An 18,411-nucleotide genomic window follows, 5' to 3' on the forward strand; every position below is an offset into this window, starting at 1 on the left:
TGGCCGCCCGGGTGATTCGGGGGTGATTGTGCCTTCCGGCTCCCCGGTTCGACCACCGGCATGGCGAGAATCGGGCCATGAAGGTTCTGCGTGTCTCGCACAGCGCGGTCGTGGACGCCTGGCGGGAACGCGAGCGCGCGCTGCGGCGGCGCGGCCTGGAGGTCGACCTGGTCTCCGCCCGCGTCTGGGACGAGGGAGGGCGCCTGGTCCCGCTCGAGCCCCGGGCCGGCGAGCCCGTCGTCGGCGCCCGGACCCTCGGGTCCCACCCGGCCCTGTTCCTGTTCGACCCGCGCACGCTGTGGCGCGCGCTCGGCCGTCCGCACGACGTCCTCGACCTCCACGAGGAGCCCTACGCCCTCGTGACGGCCGAGATCCTCGCCCTGCGCGCGGCGCGCCGCGCCTGGGACCGGCTGCGGGGCCGACGACCCGGACCGCGAGCGCCCTACCTCGTCTACTCCGCGCAGAACATCTACAAGCGCTACCCGGTCCCGTTCGGCCTCGTGGAGCGAGCCGTCCTGCGGCGCGCGGGTGGCGTGCACGTGTGCAACGACGCCACCGCGGGCATCGCACGGCGCAAGGGCGCGACGTGCGCGGTCCCCAACATCCCGCTCGGGGTCGACCTCGCCGTGTTCGCGCCGGCACCCGGCGGCCGCGCGGCGGAGCGTGCACCAGGTGCGCGGGCCGTCGTCGGCTACGCCGGGCGCCTCGTCGACTACAAGGGCGTCGACGTGCTCGTGCGGGCCGTGCTCGCCGACGACGGTCTGGAGCTGCGCCTGGCGGGCGCCGGACCTCTCGAGGCCGAGCTCCGTTCGCTCGCCGCACCCGCAGGCGCCCGCATCACGTTCGTCGGCTCGCTGTCGGGCGACGCCCTGGTGAGCTTCTACCGCGGCCTGGACGTGCTCGCCGTGCCGTCGCTGGACACGCCCGGCTGGCTGGAGCAGTTCGGGCGGGTCGCGGTCGAGGCCATGGCCTGCGGCACCCCCGTCGTCGCGAGCCGGTCGGGCGCGCTGCCCGACGTCGTCGGCGACGCCGGGATCCTCGTCCCCCAGGGCGACTCCGCGGCCCTGGGGGACGCGCTGCGCCGGGTGACCGCGGACCCCGTGCTCGCCGCGACGCTGCGCGAGCGTGGCCTGGAGGTCGCCGCCCGTTGCTCGTGGGAGGCGGTCGCCGCCCAGTACGAGGAGCTGTACCGGCGGGCGCTGGGGGCCGCACCCGTGCACGGGACCGCCCCCGCGGCGCCCGCCCCGCCCGAGGTGGTGCTGGTGGCCTACGGCAGCCCCGAGCTGGTGCGCACGGCGCTCGAGCCGCTCGTGGGCAAGCTGCCCCTGACCATCGTCGACAACTCGTCGCTGCCCGCGGTACGGGAGGCCGCTGAGCTCGCGGGCGCGCGCTACCTCGACCCGGGCAGCAACGGCGGCTTCGCCGCGGGAGTCAACCACGCGCTCGCGCACCGCCAGACGCCGGGCTCCGACGTCCTGCTGCTCAACCCCGACGCACGGATCACCGCCGAGGGCGTCCTGGCGCTCCAGGAGGCCCTGCACGCCGATCCCCGGACCGCCAGCGTCGGCCCGCGTCAGGTGGACGACGCCGGAGCGGCCGCCCGGGTCGGCTGGCCGTTCCCGTCGCCGGGCCGCGCATGGGCGGAGGCCGCCGGACTGGGCAGGCTCCCCACCCGGGGAGACCGCTCGTTCGTCATCGGCTCCGTCCTGCTGCTGCGCGCCGAGGCCCTGGCCGACGTCGGCGGGTTCGACGAGCGCTTCTTCCTCTACTCCGAGGAGACCGACTGGGCCTACCGCGCGCACCGGCGTGCGTGGCGCCACCGGGTCGTCGACCAGGTCCTCGCGCACCACACGGGAGCCGCCACGAGCGCCGACCCCGTACGCCGCGAGGCGCACTTCCACGCATCGCAGGAGAAGTACTACCGCAAGCACTTCGGCGTGGCCGGCTGGACGGCCGCCCGGCTCGCGGTCATCGCGGGAGCAGGCGTGCGCGCCGTCGTGCGCACGGGCGCAGCACGCACGGCGGAGCTCGACCGCCTCCGGCTGTACGTGCGCGGTCCCTGGTCGGTCGAGACCGCGCTGACGGGCGTCACCCCGTGAGGGACGTGTTCCACGCCCGGCGGCCCGACCTCGCGACGGTATGGCTCGGGCTGTTCGCGGGGGCGGCGGCGGTCGCCTACCTCCTGCCGCGCTCGACGACGCTGGCTCTGGTCGTGGCCGTCGTGATCGCCCTGGTGGGCGTCGTGGTGTGGAACCCGGTGGTGCTCCCGGTGGTGGCGATGCCGCTGCTGGTCGACGCCGACCGGATCGGCGACCTGAGCGTCAGCGACTTCCTCCTGTTCGGCTCGTTCTGGGTCGCGGTGCTCTTCGGGCGCCGCCCGTTCTCCCGGACGCTGCGCAACCTCCTGTGGTGCGTCGCCGTCTACCAGGTGGCCAGCCTGTTCGCCGTCATCGCGCACGTGTACCCCAAGAACACCATCGAGTGGTTCCACGCTTTCCTCATCACCGGTGGCGCCCTCGTCGTGGGCTGGGCCATCGGTGCCTCCGGCAAGGCGGGGTGGGGTCTCGGCCTGTTCGTCGGCATGTGCGTGCTCATCTCGATCAACGCCATCCAGGGCGGCATCGTCCAGCTCTCCGGCGGTGTGTGGCCCCTGCACGCCGTCTACCCGTCCTGGCCGTTCGCGCTGCACAAGAACTTTGCCGGGCCCACCGTTGCCGTGGGCACGCTGATCGCCTTCGCCCGTCCGGCGTGGCTGGGCTGGAAAGCTCGGTTCGCCGTCCCGGCGTTCGTGATCTGCCTCCTCGGGGTGTTCTTCATCCAGTCGCGCCAGTCGCTCGTCGGCCTGGGCGTCAGCATGCTCGTCGTCGCGCTGCGGCCCGGGCGCCAGCGGCCCCGTGGCGCCGGTGTCCTCCTGATGCTCATCGTGCCCGTGGCGTTGTACGTCATGAGCAGCGTGAACGCCGACCTCACCGACGCCGACGGCTTCAACTCGACCACGGAACGCGCCGTCGGCCTCGACATCGGCTGGCAGGCCTGGCACGACAACCCCCTCTTCGGGGCCGGCCTGCGCTGGTTCGTGGCGGACCGGGGCTATCCAGGGTTCCAGCCCCCGAACGCGGTGGTCGAGACCCTCTCGTCGGTGGGCGTCGTGGGGCTGGCCGGCTTCGTCGTCATGATGATCGGGGCGGTCGTCATCGCCTGGCGGCTGCCGCGCGAGTTCGGCACGCTCGCCGCGGCTCTGACCGTGCAGCGGATCGTGCAGAGCCAGTTCGACCAGTTCTGGGTCGGCGCGCACGTCTCGATCCCGTTCGTGGTGCTGGGCGTGTGCGTCGGCGCGGCCGCGTACGCCGAGCGGCGCCGGTCCGAGGAGCCCTCCCTCCCGCTGTCACCCTCCGTCACCCCCGCCCAGCAAGGGACCTGAGCACATGCGCATCGTCCACGTCGTCGTCTCGTCCGCGTTCGCCGGCGTCGAGGCGCACGTCTCCCGGCTGGCCCGGGCCCAGGCGGCGGCCGGCAACCAGGTCGTCGTCGTCGGGGGCGACGTCGAGCGCATGGCGGACGCCGCCGGTCCCGATGTCCGCGTGGTCCCCGGGGCCACCCTCCGGTCGGCACGATCTGCGCTGGCACGCCTGACCGCCCGGGCCGACGTCGCGCACGCCCACATGACGGCCGCCGAGCTGGTCGCGTGCACGGTCTGGCCCGTCGTGGCCGGCCGCGTGCCGCTGGTCAGCACACGGCACTTCGCCCAGCACCGGGGGCGGACCACCCTCGGCCGCCTGACGGCGCCCGTCGTCGCGCGGGTGATCGCCGCGCAGATCGCGATCGCGCAGTACACCGCGGAACGCATCGACGGCCCCAGCACCGTGGTGCTCGCGGGCGTCGACGCCCGCCCCGACCGCACCACGCCGACGAGCCGACCGGGCGTCGTCCTCATGGCGCAACGTCTGGAGGCCGAGAAGCGGGCCGACCTGGGCGTGCGCGCCTTCGCCGCCTCCGGGTTGGCGGACCTCGGCTGGCGGTTGCTCGTCGCCGGCGACGGCGCCGAACGGCCCGCGGTCGAGGCACTGGTCGCGGAGCTCGGCCTGGCCGCGGCCGTCACCCTGCTGGGGCGGCGCTCGGACGTCGCGGACCTCATGGCGGGCGCCGACGTCTTCCTGGCCCCGACCCCGGGCGAGCACTTCGGCCTGAGCGTCCTCGAGGCGATGGCGGCCGGGCTGCCCGTCGTCGCGGACGGCTCGGGTGGGCACCTGGAGACGTTGGGCACCGACGCCGCCGGGCTGTACCCGAGCCAGGACCCCGGCCGGGCCGGGACCGTCCTGCGCGATCTCGCGACCGACGCGGCCGCGGCCCACGCGTACGGAGCGGGCCTGCAGGTACGCCAGCGCACGCACTTCTCGCTCGACCAGCAGGTGACGGCGACCGATCTCGTGTACCGGAGCGTGCTCGTATGAGCGCCGTGCGCGACGTCGTGCTCGCCTCGCTGGAGTCGTGGGACGACGTCTGGCGCCGCAACCAACACCTGGTGACCGGGTTGCTGCGCCGTGACCCCGCGACGCGCGTCCTGTTCGTCGAGCCCCCGGTCGACCTCGCCCACGACGTCGTCCGACGCGCGACGCTGCGGCCCGGGCAGGGGCTGCGACCCGGCCCCGGGATCGCCGGCGTCGAGCCGGGTCGGCTGTGGCTGTACGAGCCCACCAAGCTGCTCCCCCGGCGGGTCGACCCGGGCGGGGACCGCCGCCGGGCCCGCGCCACCGCCCGTGCCGCGCGGCGGGCGGGACTGACGGACCCGGTGCTCTGGATCAACGACCCGCGCGTCGCCGGCCTGCTGGACGTCACCCCGTGGCCCGCCGTCTACGACATCACCGACGACTGGGTCGTCGCCGACCGGCCCGCCGCGGAGCGCGACCGGCTCGTGCGCGGCGAGATGCTGCTGCTGGAACGGGCGGCGGCCGTGACGGTGTGCTCGCCGGCACTCCTGGCCCGCAAGGAGGCGAACGGTCCGGTCACGCTCGTCACCAACGGCGTCGACGTCGAGCGATACCGGCGGCCCGCGGCCCGGCCGGCGGATCTCCCGTCCGGGCCGGTGGTGCTCTACGTCGGCACGCTGCACCGCGACCGGCTCGACGTCGACCTGTGCGTCCGCGTCCAGGCGAGCCTCGGGACGAGCGCCCGGCTGGTGTTCGTCGGCCCGGTCGCGCTCGGCGCCGACGACGCCGCCCGGCTGAGGTCCGCAGGCGCGGTGCTGCTCGGCGCCCGGCCGTTCACCGCCGTTCCCGCCTACCTGCGGCACGCGGACGTGCTCGTGGTCCCGCACGTGGTCGACGCGTTCACCGACAGCCTGGACCCGCTCAAGCTGTACGAGTACCGGGCGGCCCGCCGCCCCGTCGTGGCAACGCCGGTCGCCGGGTTCCGGGACAGTGCCGACTCCCTGGTGCGGGCGGTGCCGGCGGACGCTTTCGCCGCGGCGGTCCGTTCCGCCCTGGACGGGGCGGGCCGCGACCAGGGCGCCACGCTGCCGGAGACTGTGACAGACCTGCCGACGTGGGACCGGCAGGCGGGCCTGTTCGCGGAGGTCCTGGGCGAGGTCAGTCTCGCGCCACGCCCCGCCACACGTCCGTGAGCACCCGCGCCGTCTGCGTCGCCGCGAACCGGCTCTCGACGCTGCGGTAGGCGCGGGCAGCCTGGGCCTGCGCGCGCAGGGGATCGTCCAGGAGCCGCAGGATCCCCTCCGCGAGCGCGCGGGCGTCGCCCGGCGCCACGAGCTCGCCGAGGGCCTGTCCGTTGTCAGGGTCGACCAGGATCTCCGGGACGCCGCCGGCGTCGGTCGCGACGACGGGCACGCCGCGGACCATCGCTTCGACCACCACCTGCCCGAACGGCTCGGGCACCGGCGAGGCGTGCACCATCACGCTCAGGCCGTCGAGCAGCGCCGGGACGTCGTCGACGTGGCCGGTCAGCGCGACCTCCTCGTCGAGGCCGAGCTCCCCGACCCGCGCACGCACCCGGTCCGCGTAGTCCTCGGCACCGAACAGCGGCGCCCCCGCGACGACGAACCGCGCGCGTGGATAGCGCCCGCGCACGACCGCGGCCGCATCCAGGAACTCGACCTGGCCCTTGGTGGGGCTGATCCGTCCGACCAGCCCGACGACCGGGTCGATCGGCTCCGAGCGTTGCAGGGCGTCCGCTCGGACCTGCCCGGCTGCGAAACCGGGGTACGCCACGGGGGGCCGTGCGCCGCGCCGGTTCGTCAGTGTCGCCGCGCTCGCCTCCGAGTTGGCGATCACCGCGTCGGGCAGGTGCGTGGCCGCCCACCGGAACAGCCACGCCGTCCGAGCGGGCAGGTAGTCGTCCGCGATGCGGTCGTGCACCCACCACACGACGGGGACACGGGCCAGGCGGGCTGCCGCCCACCCGAGCAGGTCGGCCTTCAGGGTGTTGGTGTGGACCACGTCCGGGCGCAGCGCGCGGATGCGGCGCGCCAGCCGCAGCACGAACACGGCCATCGAGGGCACCAGCACGAGCATGCCGGCACGTCCCGCGCGCACGCGGTCGACGGTGCCGGCGCGCCCGAGGGGAAGCACCTCCACCGGCACGCCCGCCGCACCGAGCCGCTCTACCAGCGGGCCGTGCTCGAACAGCAGGACGCGCGGCGAGACCTCGCCCGGCGAGATCGCCTCGATCGCCCGGGACAGTGCCAGCTCCCCGCCGCCGAACGCCGCGCTGTGGTCGAGGGCGAGGACGCGGAGCGAGCGGGTCACCGCGTCGGTCGCGAGTGCAGGGGCGCGACGGCGCGGGCCCGCGCCCGGCGGCCGTCGGCCGCCCCGACGACGATGAGGCCCGCCGCTCGGGCGTCCTGCCTCGGGGTCGGCTCGGAGGTCGCACCGGCGCCCGGCGTGCTCCACGCAGTGTTCGGCCGGGCGAGCCGCGGCACCGGCACCGTGAGCGCCGCAGGTTCTGTGGTGTCATCGGCGGGCGGCGCTGCGGCACTGGCGTGGCGGCGCGCGCGGCGGTGCAGGAACCGGCCGGACGACGGGGTGGCGAACGACGCGGCGTAGCGGAACTGGCGGTTCGCCTGGATCCCGACGAGCGCGACCCCGGCGAGCGAGACGCCGTTGGTGCGCAGGCGGTCCGCCGCGCTCGCGAGGATGCTGCGCTCGGCCTTGCCCTGGGTGGCGACGAGGATGACGCCGTCGGCGTAGCCGCCCAGGATTGTGGCGTCGGCCGCCGCGAGCACCGGCGGGGCGTCGATGACGACGACGTCCGCGTCGCCGCGCAGCGCCTCGAACAATGACCTCGCGCGCGCCGTCGCCAGGAAGTCGGCTGGGTCCAGCGGCTGGTCCGGAACCGGGTGGAGGAAGAGGTTCGTGACCGTGGTCGGACGCGTCCCACCGCCGTTCGCTTGGTGGCCCGCCGGCTCGGGCAGCAGCTCGTCGATCTGGGGTCGGCGCATGTCCCCCGAGACGACGATCGTCCGACGGCCCGACAATGCGACCGATGCCGCGAAGTTCGCAGCGACGAACGACCGCGGCGCGCGCGGGTCGGTAGCCGTGAAGACGACGACATAGTCGTCACCTCCCACGGCGGCTTGGACGGCGGTGCGCAGCTCACGGATCGACTCGGTGAACGGCGTCGCAGCCCGGCTCGCTACTGGGAGCATGCCGTCCGCCGCCGCGGAGCGCAGTGCCTCCTTGACCGCGCTGAGCTCCGCGAGGACGGGCGCGTCGGCCGACTCCTCCGCCTGTTCGGAGGTCCGAACGTGGGGGTCGAGGCCGCGCCGGGCGAGCGCCAGCCCGACGCCGAGGACGAGGCCCGCGAGAAGCGCGATCCCGAACATCGTCGTGGCGTCCATGCCCACCGGCTGGGCGCCACGTGCCGGGACGGTGACCTCTCCGGGCGGGACCAGGGACAGGAACTGTGTCTTGCGCTGCGCGAGGCCGCTGAGGTTCGTCTGCGCCGCGTCGCGCAAGGCGGCGGCGGTCGGATCGCTCGCGTCGGCCTCGAGCGTGGCGTTCGACGTGCGGACCAGGTCGCTCATGGCCTTGATCTGCACGTCGATGCTGTCGATCTGCGACTGGACGAGCGCGGGCAGGTTCGCGACGTAGGCGTTGGCCAAGGCGTTGGCCACGGCGGCCGCGCGCCTCGGGGATGCGTCAGTGACCGCGATGCTCAGGTCGGAGCCGTTCAGGACCGGATCGATCTGCGTGCCGGCCACCTCGGCCGGCGTCTCGGCCAGCGCCGTCGCGGCCGCGTCGATCACCGGCAAGGAGAGCACCGTGGCAGGGTTCGAGTCCGCCGCCACCGGGGTGTTGCCCACTCCCGTGCCCTCGGCCGACTCGAGCGTGACCGTCGCCGTGGCCTGATACTCGGTGACCGCCTGCTTCGTGTAGACCGCGACAGCGACCACGGCGAGGACCACCCCCGCGAGGACGAACCACCGGCCCGACCAGATCGCGTGGAGAAACTCACGGAACGTCATGTCAGTACCCCCGTCGTCCCAGAACCCGCGCCGAGCTCTGCAGCGACGATATCCCGAAGGCGCTCGACGAAGCGGTCCTCTCCGAACCGGTCCACGTGCGAGCGCAGCACGTCGGCGTCCCAGGGCCGCCCGAGCACGGACTCCACCGCACCGGCGACGTCGGCCGCCACGGGCCGGTCGAAGAACGTCCCGTTCACCCCTTCGACGACGGAGTCGAGGAAGCCGCCTGCGCGCAGCGCCGCCGTGGGAGCGCCGAACGCCCCCGCCTCGAGCGGCGTCAGGCCGAAGTCCTCGAACGAGGCGGCCACGAGAACGGACGCGTTGCGGTAGGCCCAACGCACCTGGGCGTCGTCGATCCTGCCGGCGAGCGTGACCAGCCCCGGGGCCTTGGCCGCCGCCAGCGCTTCGAGACGGCTGCGGTCCGGGCCACCACCCACCACGACGAGCCGGCGGCCGAGCAGTCCGGCCGCCTCGATCACGACGTCGACGTTCTTGTACGGCAGCAGCCGTGCGACGCAGAGCAGGAACCCCGGCGCCACCCCGTCGATGGCAGTCTCCGGTCCGCCCGGGAGGCAGGCGGGTGGCGGGCTCAGGACCTCGGCGTCGATGCCGTACACCTGCCGGACGGCGCGCTGGATCTCGGTGGAGACCACCAGATACCGGTCAGCACGCCCTGCGGCGCGTTCGTCCCACGCCCGCAGCGACGGGCTCAGCAGGCCCAGCGCGGTGGCCGTCGCGCGCGTACGCAGACCGCGCGGCACCTGGCCAGAGGCGCCGCCCAGGTAGCGGTCCGGCTGGTAGAGCCACCGTGCCGGCGCATAGCAGTAGACAACGGTCCGACGAGCGCCCCGATACCCGTGCGCCCAACCGCTCGACCCTGCCAGCAGCACGTCGCCCTGCACGCGCTGGGCATCGACGGCGGGTGCCAGCAGGGGCAGCGCCAGGCGGTGGTTGTGGCGCAGCATCCGGACCTTGTCAAGAGGGCCAGGACGCAGCTCGACGTCCGCGAACTCAGGATGTGTGCCGTCGGGGTCGTACAGCGTGGTGTACATGGCCGACCCGGGAAACGCCTTGGCCATGACGAGGGCAACGCGTTCCGCGCCTCCCCGCTGGGTCGCATAGTCGTGCGCGAGAACGACGCCGTCCGTCATCCGACCCTCCGTGCTCCGTGCCGCCGCCATGACGCTGCGGTCATGTCAGGCTAGACGTCACAAGGGGTCGCCCATGACCGGATCGGATGTCCTCACCCGGGTGAAATACCTGGTCAGAGCGGATGTCAAGGTGCTATGGAGGCCGTGTGAGCATTCGGCTCTGCAGGTTCGCCCTGCACCGGTCACCCGGTGACGAGCGGTCTGCCACGGGGTCTGCGGGGACCCCCTAGACCGGCCGCCCGAGCTCCACGTGCGCCGCGCCCGCGTAGGTGAGGGCGATGATGACGACGATGATCGCCACGAGCAGGAGCGCGACCCCGATCGCGCCCATCACGATGCCTGCGATCGCCATGCCGCGGCCTTCCTGCCCGCTCGCGCGGATCCGCCCCAGGCTCATGATGCCGAGCACGATGGCGGCGACGGAGGCGACCAGGGGCAGGAAGCTGAGCCCGGCGATGCCGCTGATCATCGCGCCGATCGCGAGCCCGTCGGTGCCCGGCCCCTGCGGGTACCCGGGCTGCGCGTACCCCGGCTGCGCGTAGGGGTACGGCTGCTGCTGAGGGTACGGGCCGTAGGCGTGCTGCGCGGCGGGGTCGCCGTAGGGCTGCCCGTACGGCGGCTGGCCGTAGGGCGGCGTCTGGCCGTAGGGCGGGTACGGCGCCTGCCCGGCCGCAGCCGGGTCGTACGGCTGCGGGCCGGGAACTGGCCCGGGTTCCCCCGGCGCCGAGGGCTCCGGGGGCGTCGGCTGGTCGGACGGGGCGGTGCCGAACGGGTCGCTGCTCATGACCGGATGCTAACGCTCCGAGGGCGCGTGGAACCTGCCCTGGGCGGCGAGCAGCCCGTCGGTGAGCACCATCTCGACGGCGTCGGCCGCGTCGTCGACGAGGATCGGCAGGTCCTTCTTCTCGGTGCCGGAGAAGTCGCGCAGCACGTGGTCCGCGGTGTCCATGCGCCCCGGCGGGCGACCCACGCCGACCCGGACCCGCACGTAGTCGCGCGTGCCGAGCGCCTTGCTCGTGTCGCGCAGGCCGTTGTGGCCGCCCTCGCCGCCGCCGATCTTGAGCTTGACGGTGTCGAAGGGGATGTCGACCTCGTCGTGCACGACGACGACGTGGTCGGCCTCGACGCCGTAGTACTTCGCGAGGGTGGCGATGGGCCCGCCCGAGGTGTTCATGTACGTCGTCGGCTTCGCGAGCACGACGCGGGGTCCGGGCCGGCCGCCGGGCAGCGTGCCGAGCCGCCCCTCGCCGACGACGGCCTGCGCGCGCGCGTGCCGCGAGTAGCGGACGCCGGCCCGCTCGGCGAGCAGGTCGAGCACCATCTGCCCGACGTTGTGCCGGTTGCCGGCGTACTGCGCGCCGGGGTTGCCGAGCCCGACGATCAGCCAGGGCGAGTCGGTCATGTCTGGTGGTCTCCGATCGGCGCGGGAGGGGTATGCGCGAGGGCGCCCGGCACCTGACGGTACCGGGCGCCCTCGCGGCTTGGTTCAGCGGGTGAGCGTCAGGCTCACTCGGCGGCGGCCTCGGCGGACGCCTCGACCTCGCCCTCCGCGGCGGCGGCCTCGCCGCGCGGCTCGGTCACGGTGGTGACGACGTGCTCGCCGTCCGTGAGCAGCGAGACGCCCGTGGGGAGCGCGATGTCGGCGGCGGTGACGACGGCACCGGCCTCGAGGCCCTCGATGGAGACCTCGATGGCGGCGGGCAGGTGCGTGGCCTCGGCCTCGACCGACAGGGTCTGCGCCTCGACGATGTGGATGGTGCCGGGGGCCGACTCGCCGGTGATGTGCACGGGCACGTCGACCGAGATCTTCTCGCCCTTCTTCACGATGAGCAGGTCGATGTGCTCGATGACGGTGCCGATGGCGTCGCGCTGGACGTCCTTGACCACGGCGAGCTGGGCCTTGCCGTCGAGCTCGACCGAGAACAGGGCGTTCGCCTGGCGCAGGGCCAGCGACGTCTGGTGACCCGGCAGGGCGACGTGGACCGGGTCCGAGCCGTGGCCGTAGAGGACCGCGGGGATCTGGCCCTCGCGGCGCAGGCGGCGGGCGGCGCCCTTGCCGAAGTCGGAACGGGCCTCGGCGACGAGCTTGATCTCAGCCATGGGTGTACTCCTGACGGTTCGCTGGTGGTGCCGCTGGGGCAACCAGCGGAAGTTCTGCATCAAGTGGGCGGTCGCGTCGGCGCGGGACGCGTGACAGACACGCGCAGGGCGCGGCGGCGGGAGTGCGGAGCACCACGCCGAACCGCCCAGTCGATCACGGAGTCCTACGGAGCAGTGCGGCCAAACTCAGTGGAATGGTCGCGGCCCACCAGACGTCCCTCGCCGAGGCAACCTGGACACTATACCCGGCCCACCGGAGCACGCGCTACATCCGTGGCGGCCGCGACATGCGTGCGCCGACGAGGTGGGACAAGGCACGCAGGCCGTCCCCCGTCGACCAGACCACGAGGACGACGACGCCCCACGAGGGGGCGCTGGCGGCTACTCGTCGTCGCCGTCGGGCACGAGGCCCCTGAGGGGAGCCACGTCGTCGAACGTGGGCTGAGGCGCCGTGCGTCGGGGTCGGTAGACGACCTGGGCGTGAAACACGAACCGAAGGAGGAAGGCGATGAGGATCAGCGCGGCCTGAACCAGCTCGGGGTGCGGCACCGCCCGCTCGACGATCCACCACAGGAGCAAGGTGCGGACCAGCGCCTCGGTGCCGTTGAACGCGAACGACTGGGTGAAGCGGCGCCAGGCGCTCGAACCCGCCTCCCCGCGCAGGTCGCCGAAGACGAAGCGCTCCTGGAGCAGGAAGTTCGTGGCGATCGTGAGCAGGTTGGAGGCGATCACAGCCGTCAGGTAGTGCCAGCCCAGCGCTTGCAGCCCTGCGAGGATCGCCAGGTTGAGCACCGCACCGAGCGCGCCGATGAGGGCGAACGGCGACAGCCGTCCGAAGCGCAGCGCCCAGAGCTGCTGCACATAGCGCAAGCCGTTCGAGAACGAAGCCTTCGACTCGCCTGCGAAACGCTCGCCGAAGACAAAGGGCTCCTCGACGACGGCGAGCCTTGTCCGGGCCAGAAGCTCCAGGAGGATCTTGAAGCCGCGTGGCTGGAGCGTGCCGAGGTCGACCCGGCCGGTACGGACGGCGAAGAACCCCGTCATGGGATCCGTCACGTTGCGCAGCCGCACGGGGAACATCGAGCGTGCCAGCAGGCCGGACGCCTTCGAGACAAGCCTTCGCTTCCAGCCGTCGAGGCCGCCTGCGTCTCCCGACCCGGTGTAGCGCGAGGCCACGACCACGTCCGCGGCATCCGCGTCCCCGCGCGCGAGGAGAGCCGGGACGAGCTCAGGCGGATGCTGCAGGTCGCCGTCCATGACCACGGCCCAGCGGGCGCCTGCGACTTCCGCGGCCCGCAGGCCCTCGACGACGGCACCGCTGAGGCCACCCTCCGGTCGGTCCCGGTGCAGGAGCCGTACGACCATCGAAGACTTCTGGGCGACGCTCTCGATCACGTGGGGGGTGTCGTCCGTCGAGTCGTCGACGAACAGCACCGAGGCGTGCTCAGGCAGAGCGGCAGCCAACCGGCGCACCAGCTCGGCGACATTCGGCCCTTCGTTGAACGTCGGCACGACGACGATGACGGACACGGCACCTCCCACAGGCTTCGACACACACTTTCCCGGTGCGGCCGAGCCGGTCAACGCACACCTCGGCTTCTCACCCGGGTGGACTCGATCTCCTGTCAGCTCGCGTCGGCACCGTCGAGCGCCGGCGCCCGGCCGGCACGGAGCTCCCTCGCATCTCGTCGTCCTGTCGCACGCTCAGGGGACGAGGCTACTCGGGCTGCCTGGGAGACCCGTGGCCGGCGGCGCCCCGGCACCGCTGTGGCGAGCGTCTCAGCTGTTGCCGTCGAACAGGCTCGTGACCGAGCCGTCGTCGAACACCTCGCGGATCGCGCGGGCCAGGTAGGGGGCGATCGACAGCACCGTGAGCTCGGCGAACCGCTTGGCGGGCTCGATGGGGAGCGTGTCGGTGATGACCACCTCGGTGGCGCCGCACTCGTGCAGGCGCTGGGCGGCGGGCGGCGAGAGCACGCCGTGCGTCGCCGCGACGATGACGGACTTCGCGCCGGCGTCGAGCGTGACCTTGACGGCCTCGGCGATGGTGCCGCCGGTGTCGATGAGGTCGTCGACGAGCACGCACTCCTTGCCCGCGACGTCGCCGACCACGCGGTTGGCGTGCGACTTGTTGGGCTGTGTGACGTCGCGCGTCTTGTGCACGAACGCGAGCGGGCACCCGCCGAGCTTGGCGGCCCACTGCTCGGCGACGCGGATGCGGCCGGCGTCGGGCGAGACGACGGCGACGTTCTCGAGGTCGACGCGCGTGCGGACGTAGTCGGTGAGCACGGGCATGGCCCACAGGTGGTCGACGGGGCCGTCGAAGAAGCCCTGGATCTGCGGGGTGTGCAGGTCGACGCTCATGATGCGGTCGGCGCCGGCGGTGCGCAGCAGGTCGGCGACGAGGCGGGCCGAGATCGGCTCGCGGCCTCGGCTCTTCTTGTCCTGGCGCGCGTACGCGTAGAACGGCACGACGGCGGTGATGGTGCGGGCCGAGGCGCGCTTCGCGGCGTCGACCATGAGCAGCTGCTCCATGAGCCACTGGTTGACCGGCTGCGTGTGCGACTGGAGCAGGAAGATGTCGGTGCCGCGGATCGACTCCCCGAACCGCACGTACGTCTCGGAGTTGGCGAAGTCGTACGCGGACACGGGCAGCAGCTTGATGCCCAGCTCGCGCGCGACGGCGTCGGCCAGCTCCGGGTGGGCGCGGCCCGCGGCCAGGACGAGCTCGCGGTCACCCGTGCCGTGGATCGAGGTGTTCATCAGTGGCTGTGCCCTTCGCTCGCGGCGTCGTCGGTGGTGGCATTCTGCGGCGTCCCGGCCGGCGGTGCACCGGCGGCGGCAGCCGCTGATGCACCCGCGTCGGCGGCCGCCGACGCCTCGTCGGCGGCGGTGCCGGCCCGCTTGCGGCTCACCCAGCCCGGCGAGTTGTGCTGGTGGGCGCGCCCGACGCCGAGCGCGCCGGGGGGCACGTCTTGCGTGATGACGGACCCGGCGGCGGTGTAGGCGCCGTCGCCGACCGTGATCGGGGCCACCAGCACGGTGTCCGAGCCGGTGCGCACGTGCGAGCCGATGACCGAGCGGTGCTTGGCCACGCCGTCGTAGTTCGCGACGATCGTCGCGGCGCCCAGGTTGGTGCCCTCGCCGATGGTGGCGTCGCCCACGTAGGACAGGTGGGGCACCTTCGAGCCGGCGCCGATCTGGGAGTTCTTGACCTCGACGAACGCGCCGATCTTGCCCTTGGCCCCGAGCACCGTGCCGGGGCGCAGGTAGGAGAACGGGCCCACGGTCGCGCCCGCCTCGATCACGGCGAGCGAGCCGTGCGTGCGGGTCACCGTCGCGCCCTCGCCCACCTCGACGTCGGTCAGCGTGGTGTCCGGGCCGATCGTCGCGCCGGTCCCGACCTTGGTGGCGCCGTGCAGCTGCGTGCCGGGCAGGATCGTCACGTCCGGGGCGAGCTCGACGTCGACGTCGATCCACGTGGTGGCCGGGTCGACGATCGTGACGCCGTCGAGCATCCACTGCTCCAGCGTGCGGCGGTTGAGCTCGGCACCCAGCACCGACAGCGCGAGGCGGTCGTTGGTGCCCTCGACCGTCATGGGGTCGTCCGTGATGACGGCGCGGACCGTGCGGCCCTCGCCGCGCGCGAACGCGACGACGTCGGTGAGGTACATCTCGCCCTGCGCGTTGTCCTGCGTGACCGACCGCAGCCCGCGGCGCAGCACGTCGGCGTCGAACACGAAGATCGACGTGTTGATCTCGCGGATCTCGCGCTGCGCGTCGGTGGCGTCCTTGTGCTCGACGATGGCGAGCACGTCGCCCGTGCCGTCCTCGCGCACGATGCGCCCGTAGCCGGTCGCGTCGGCGACGACGGTGGTGAGGATCGTGACGGCGTTGCCGTCCTCGCGGTGCGCGGCCACGAGCTGGCCGAGCGTCGCGCCGTCGAGCAGCGGCACGTCGGAGGCGGTGACGACGACGGCGCCCTCGACCTCCCCCGCGATCGCGTCGAGGCCCTCGAGGCCCACCTGCGCGGCCCGGCCGGTGCCCGGCACGTCGTCCTGGTCCACCACGACCGCCGCGGCGTCGAGCCGCGCCACCTCGGCCGCGACCAGGTCGCGCCCGTGCCGCACGACGACGGCGAGGTGCGCCGGGGCGAGCTCGCGCCCGGCGACCATGGCGTGCCCGAGCAGCGAGCGCCCGCCGACGGCGTGCAGCACCTTGGGGAGCGCCGACTTCATGCGGGTGCCCTGGCCTGCCGCCAGGATGACGACGGCGGCGGGTCCCGGCGTCGTGGTCGCGGTCGATCCGGTCACTAGGGAGCCTTCCTGCTGAGGGGCGCGTCCTGCGTACGCGAGCGTGCGTGCTCCGCCCCCAGGACTCGAACCTGGACCAAGGGCACCAAAAACCCCTGTGCTGCCGATTACACCAAGGCGGAACGGACGGTCCGCGGTGGTTCTCCACCGTCCCACGTCCGCGGACAGTCTGCCAGGTCGGTGGGGCTGTGACGGCCTCGACGTCCTCCGCAGGCCTCAGCCGCGATGCTCGGCGCGCACTCGTTCGAGGTCGGCGTCGACCATCCGGCACACCAGGTCCTCGAACGCCACCATGGGCTTCCAGCCCAGCACATCATGGGCACGTGTCGCGTCGCCGACGAGCGTGGGTGCATCCGCCGCACGAAGGAGGCGGGTATCGACGACCACGTGGCTCTCCCAGTCCTGGATCCCGACGTGCTCGAAGGATGTTCGCACGAAGTCGCCGACCGTGCGCGACTCGCCCGTGGCGACGACGTAGTCCCCTGGCAGGTCGTGCTCCAGTGCTCGGACCATCGCGTCGACGTAGTCGGGTGCCCAGCCCCAGTCGCGCACGGCGGCGAGGTTGCCCAGCGCGAGCGTTCCTGTTCCCCGGACGGCGATGCGGGCGACGTTGCTCGTGATCTTGCGGGTCACGAACGTGGTCGGACGGCGCGGTGACTCGTGGTTGTAGAGGATCACGTTCGAGGCGTGCATCCCTGTGCCGCGGAAGACCTGGACAAGGTGATGGGCGAACGCCTTCGCCGCACCGTACGGCGTCACGGGTGCGACCGGCGTGGCCTCCGTCTGCGGCCAGGTCTCCGGGGCGCCGAAGATCTCGGCGCTGGACGCCTGCAGGAAGCGCACCTCCCGGCCCGTGCCCTCCTCGACCTCGCGGACCGCGGCGAGCAGCTCGGCCACGACACCACCCGTGACCCGCGCCGTCAGCTCGGGCTCGCGCCAGGACAGCGCCACCGAGCTGATCCCCGCCAGGTTGTACACGGCGTCCGGCCGCGCACGGCTCACGACCGCACCGACCGCACCGATCTCGGCCAGGTCCGCGACGTGCCGCTCGACGCCCTCGGCGAGCGGCACGTCAACCTCTGACGGCAGCACGACACCATGGACCTCATGGCCTTCGGCCACGAGGCGCTCAGCCAGGTACGAGCCGTCCTGGCCTGTGACACCAGTGATGAGGACGCGCGTCACGCTGCTACAGCCCGGCGAGCTTGCGCTGCTCGGCGAGGTCGTACTCGATCATCATCGCGACGAGGTCGGGAAACGCGACGGTCGGCGTCCACCCCAACCGCTCGCGCGCCTTGGTCGCGTCCCCGAGGAGCAGGTCGACCTCCGCGGGGCGCATGAACTGCTCGTCCTGGGACACGAGGGAGGACCAGTCGTCGATGCCCACGTACCCGAACGCCACGTCCAGCAGGTCGCGGATCGAGTGGGTCTGGCCCGTGGCCACGACATACTCGTCACCCTCCGGCTGCTGGAGCATCCGCCACATCGCGTCCACGTAGTCGCCGGCGAAGCCCCAGTCGCGCTTCGCCTCGAGGTTGCCCAGCACGAGCTCGTCCTGCAGACCCAGCGCGATCCGCGCGACGGCCTGGCTCACCTTGCGCGTGACGAACTCGGGCCCGCGCCGCGGCGACTCGTGGTTGAAGAGGATGCCGCTGGAGGCGTGCAGTCCGTACGACTCGCGGTAGTTGATCGTCATGTAGTGGCCGTAGACCTTCGCCACCCCGTACGGCGAGCGAGGCCACAGGAGCGTCGTCTCACGCTGCGGTACTTCCTGCACCTTGCCAAACATCTCGGAGCTCGACGCCTGGTAGAAGCGGACACGGGACAGGTCGTCGCCCGCGTACAGGCGCGCCGCCTCGAGCATGTTGAGCACGCCCTTGCCGGTGACGTCCGTCGTGAGGTCCGCGTTCTCCCAGGAGTACGCGACGTACGAGATCGCTCCCAGGTTGTAGATCTCGTCCGGCTGCGCCGCGCGCAACGCGCGCAGCAGGCTCGACAGGTCGGCAAGGTCACCGGTGAGGAGCCTGACGCCCGGAACCGCCTCACGGACGAGCTGCGCCTTGGGGTTGTTCTGGCCACGCAAGAGCCCGAACACCTCGTAGCCCTTGCGCAGCAGCAGCTCGCTCAGGTAGAGGCCGTCTTGTCCGGTGATCCCGGTGATGAAGGCTCGGGGCATGCGGCGAGCGTAGGTGCACGACCGCACGAGGCTTAAGGGCTTCGCGGCAACCTCACCCGGGATCTCACCCCGCCTGGCAGTGCGCCGCCGCAGGTCGCCACGACCAGCCGTAGCCGTCCCGATGGCCGCTACCGGGCAGAATGGTCCCCATGTCTCATGAGAGCCGCGAGCCGCACCGAGCGACCGCACGCGCAC

Annotated in this window: 15 protein-coding genes and 1 tRNA gene; 4 read left to right on the forward strand and 12 right to left on the reverse strand. The window is 73.0% G+C overall.

Features of this window, described 5'->3' with window-relative positions; genetic code table 11:
• The first annotated feature begins 77 nt into the window (after positions 1–77).
• Genes ET471_RS02355 through ET471_RS02370 form a run of 4 tightly spaced genes read left to right on the forward strand, consistent with a single transcriptional unit; the run spans position 78 to position 5,620 of the window.
• Positions 78–2,099, forward strand: a complete 2,022-nt coding sequence (locus ET471_RS02355) for a glycosyltransferase (RefSeq protein ID WP_129186427.1) — start codon at positions 78–80, stop codon at positions 2,097–2,099.
• Entirely contained in the window at positions 2,096–3,421 is a 1,326-nt protein-coding gene (locus ET471_RS02360) for an O-antigen ligase family protein (protein WP_129186428.1), read from the forward strand. Before ET471_RS02355 ends, ET471_RS02360 begins: the two co-directional genes overlap by 4 nt.
• 4 nt (positions 3,422–3,425) lie before the next feature.
• On the forward strand, positions 3,426–4,451 hold the full coding sequence (locus tag ET471_RS02365) for a glycosyltransferase family 4 protein (RefSeq protein WP_129186429.1): 1,026 nt from the start codon (positions 3,426–3,428) through the stop codon (positions 4,449–4,451).
• Positions 4,448–5,620: a glycosyltransferase gene (locus ET471_RS02370; RefSeq protein ID WP_129186430.1), complete on the forward strand. Its 1,173-nt coding sequence runs from the start codon at positions 4,448–4,450 to the stop codon at positions 5,618–5,620. Before ET471_RS02365 ends, ET471_RS02370 begins: the two co-directional genes overlap by 4 nt.
• Here ET471_RS02370 and ET471_RS02375 read toward each other — a convergent pair.
• From ET471_RS02375 to ET471_RS02425, 12 genes are all read right to left on the reverse strand, one after another.
• Entirely contained in the window at positions 5,586–6,758 is a 1,173-nt protein-coding gene (locus ET471_RS02375) for a glycosyltransferase (RefSeq protein WP_165350376.1), read from the reverse strand. The two genes, ET471_RS02370 and ET471_RS02375, sit on opposite strands and share 35 nt — an antisense overlap.
• Positions 6,755–8,476 carry a polysaccharide biosynthesis tyrosine autokinase gene (locus ET471_RS17860; RefSeq protein ID WP_165350377.1) on the reverse strand — a complete coding sequence of 574 codons (1,722 nt, stop codon included), beginning with the start codon at positions 8,474–8,476 and terminating at the stop codon, positions 6,755–6,757. The genes ET471_RS02375 and ET471_RS17860 overlap by 4 nt, the downstream gene beginning before the upstream one ends.
• On the reverse strand, positions 8,473–9,555 hold the full coding sequence (locus ET471_RS02380; protein ID WP_242496385.1) for a glycosyltransferase: 1,083 nt from the start codon (positions 9,553–9,555) through the stop codon (positions 8,473–8,475). Before ET471_RS02380 ends, ET471_RS17860 begins: the two co-directional genes overlap by 4 nt.
• A gap of 298 nt (positions 9,556–9,853) precedes the next feature.
• Positions 9,854–10,411 (reverse strand): DUF4190 domain-containing protein, encoded by a 558-nt coding sequence (locus ET471_RS02385; RefSeq protein ID WP_129186433.1) that lies wholly within the window; start codon positions 10,409–10,411, stop codon positions 9,854–9,856.
• A gap of 9 nt (positions 10,412–10,420) precedes the next feature.
• A complete protein-coding gene (gene pth / locus ET471_RS02390) occupies positions 10,421–11,029 on the reverse strand; it encodes an aminoacyl-tRNA hydrolase (RefSeq protein WP_129186434.1) in 609 nt (202 codons plus the stop codon).
• 104 nt (positions 11,030–11,133) lie between these two features.
• Positions 11,134–11,727: a 50S ribosomal protein L25/general stress protein Ctc gene (locus ET471_RS02395; protein WP_129186435.1), complete on the reverse strand. Its 594-nt coding sequence runs from the start codon at positions 11,725–11,727 to the stop codon at positions 11,134–11,136.
• 381 nt (positions 11,728–12,108) lie between these two features.
• Positions 12,109–13,257: a glycosyltransferase gene (locus ET471_RS02400; RefSeq protein WP_129186436.1), complete on the reverse strand. Its 1,149-nt coding sequence runs from the start codon at positions 13,255–13,257 to the stop codon at positions 12,109–12,111.
• Positions 13,258–13,506: 249 nt separating this feature from the next.
• Positions 13,507–14,490 (reverse strand): ribose-phosphate diphosphokinase, encoded by a 984-nt coding sequence (locus tag ET471_RS02405; RefSeq protein WP_129186437.1) that lies wholly within the window; start codon positions 14,488–14,490, stop codon positions 13,507–13,509.
• A complete protein-coding gene (glmU, locus tag ET471_RS02410) occupies positions 14,490–15,965 on the reverse strand; it encodes a bifunctional UDP-N-acetylglucosamine diphosphorylase/glucosamine-1-phosphate N-acetyltransferase GlmU (protein ID WP_242496489.1) in 1,476 nt (491 codons plus the stop codon). The genes ET471_RS02405 and glmU overlap by 1 nt, the downstream gene beginning before the upstream one ends.
• A gap of 125 nt (positions 15,966–16,090) precedes the next feature.
• Positions 16,091–16,162 (reverse strand) — tRNA-Gln (locus tag ET471_RS02415).
• 94 nt (positions 16,163–16,256) lie between these two features.
• The gene (locus ET471_RS02420) at positions 16,257–17,225 is read right to left on the reverse strand and encodes a GDP-mannose 4,6-dehydratase (RefSeq protein ID WP_129186439.1); all 969 of its coding nucleotides are present in this window, start codon (positions 17,223–17,225) and stop codon (positions 16,257–16,259) included.
• Positions 17,226–17,229: 4 nt separating this feature from the next.
• Entirely contained in the window at positions 17,230–18,216 is a 987-nt protein-coding gene (locus ET471_RS02425) for a GDP-mannose 4,6-dehydratase (RefSeq protein ID WP_129186440.1), read from the reverse strand.
• Positions 18,217–18,411: the final 195 nt, after the last annotated feature.

The sequence above is a fragment of the Xylanimonas protaetiae genome (assembly GCF_004135385.1).
Classification (GTDB): Bacteria; Actinomycetota; Actinomycetes; order Actinomycetales; family Cellulomonadaceae; genus Xylanimonas; species Xylanimonas protaetiae.

What these genes read in the sequence shown, in the direction of transcription:
- ET471_RS17860 (WP_165350377.1), bottom strand. Translation starts at nt 8,476, where the DNA reads ATGACGTTCCGTGAGTTTCTCCACGCGATCTGGTCGGGCCGGTGGTTC.
- ET471_RS02425 (WP_129186440.1), bottom strand. Translation starts at nt 18,216, where the DNA reads ATGCCCCGAGCCTTCATCACCGGGATCACCGGACAAGACGGCCTCTAC.
- pth (WP_129186434.1), bottom strand. Translation starts at nt 11,029, where the DNA reads ATGACCGACTCGCCCTGGCTGATCGTCGGGCTCGGCAACCCCGGCGCG.
- ET471_RS02405 (WP_129186437.1), bottom strand. Translation starts at nt 14,490, where the DNA reads ATGAACACCTCGATCCACGGCACGGGTGACCGCGAGCTCGTCCTGGCC.
- ET471_RS02355 (WP_129186427.1), top strand. Translation starts at nt 78, where the DNA reads ATGAAGGTTCTGCGTGTCTCGCACAGCGCGGTCGTGGACGCCTGGCGG.
- glmU (WP_242496489.1), bottom strand. Translation starts at nt 15,965, where the DNA reads ATGAAGTCGGCGCTCCCCAAGGTGCTGCACGCCGTCGGCGGGCGCTCG.
- ET471_RS02365 (WP_129186429.1), top strand. Translation starts at nt 3,426, where the DNA reads ATGCGCATCGTCCACGTCGTCGTCTCGTCCGCGTTCGCCGGCGTCGAG.
- ET471_RS02380 (WP_242496385.1), bottom strand. Translation starts at nt 9,555, where the DNA reads ATGGCCAAGGCGTTTCCCGGGTCGGCCATGTACACCACGCTGTACGAC.
- ET471_RS02395 (WP_129186435.1), bottom strand. Translation starts at nt 11,727, where the DNA reads ATGGCTGAGATCAAGCTCGTCGCCGAGGCCCGTTCCGACTTCGGCAAG.
- ET471_RS02370 (WP_129186430.1), top strand. Translation starts at nt 4,448, where the DNA reads ATGAGCGCCGTGCGCGACGTCGTGCTCGCCTCGCTGGAGTCGTGGGAC.
- ET471_RS02385 (WP_129186433.1), bottom strand. Translation starts at nt 10,411, where the DNA reads ATGAGCAGCGACCCGTTCGGCACCGCCCCGTCCGACCAGCCGACGCCC.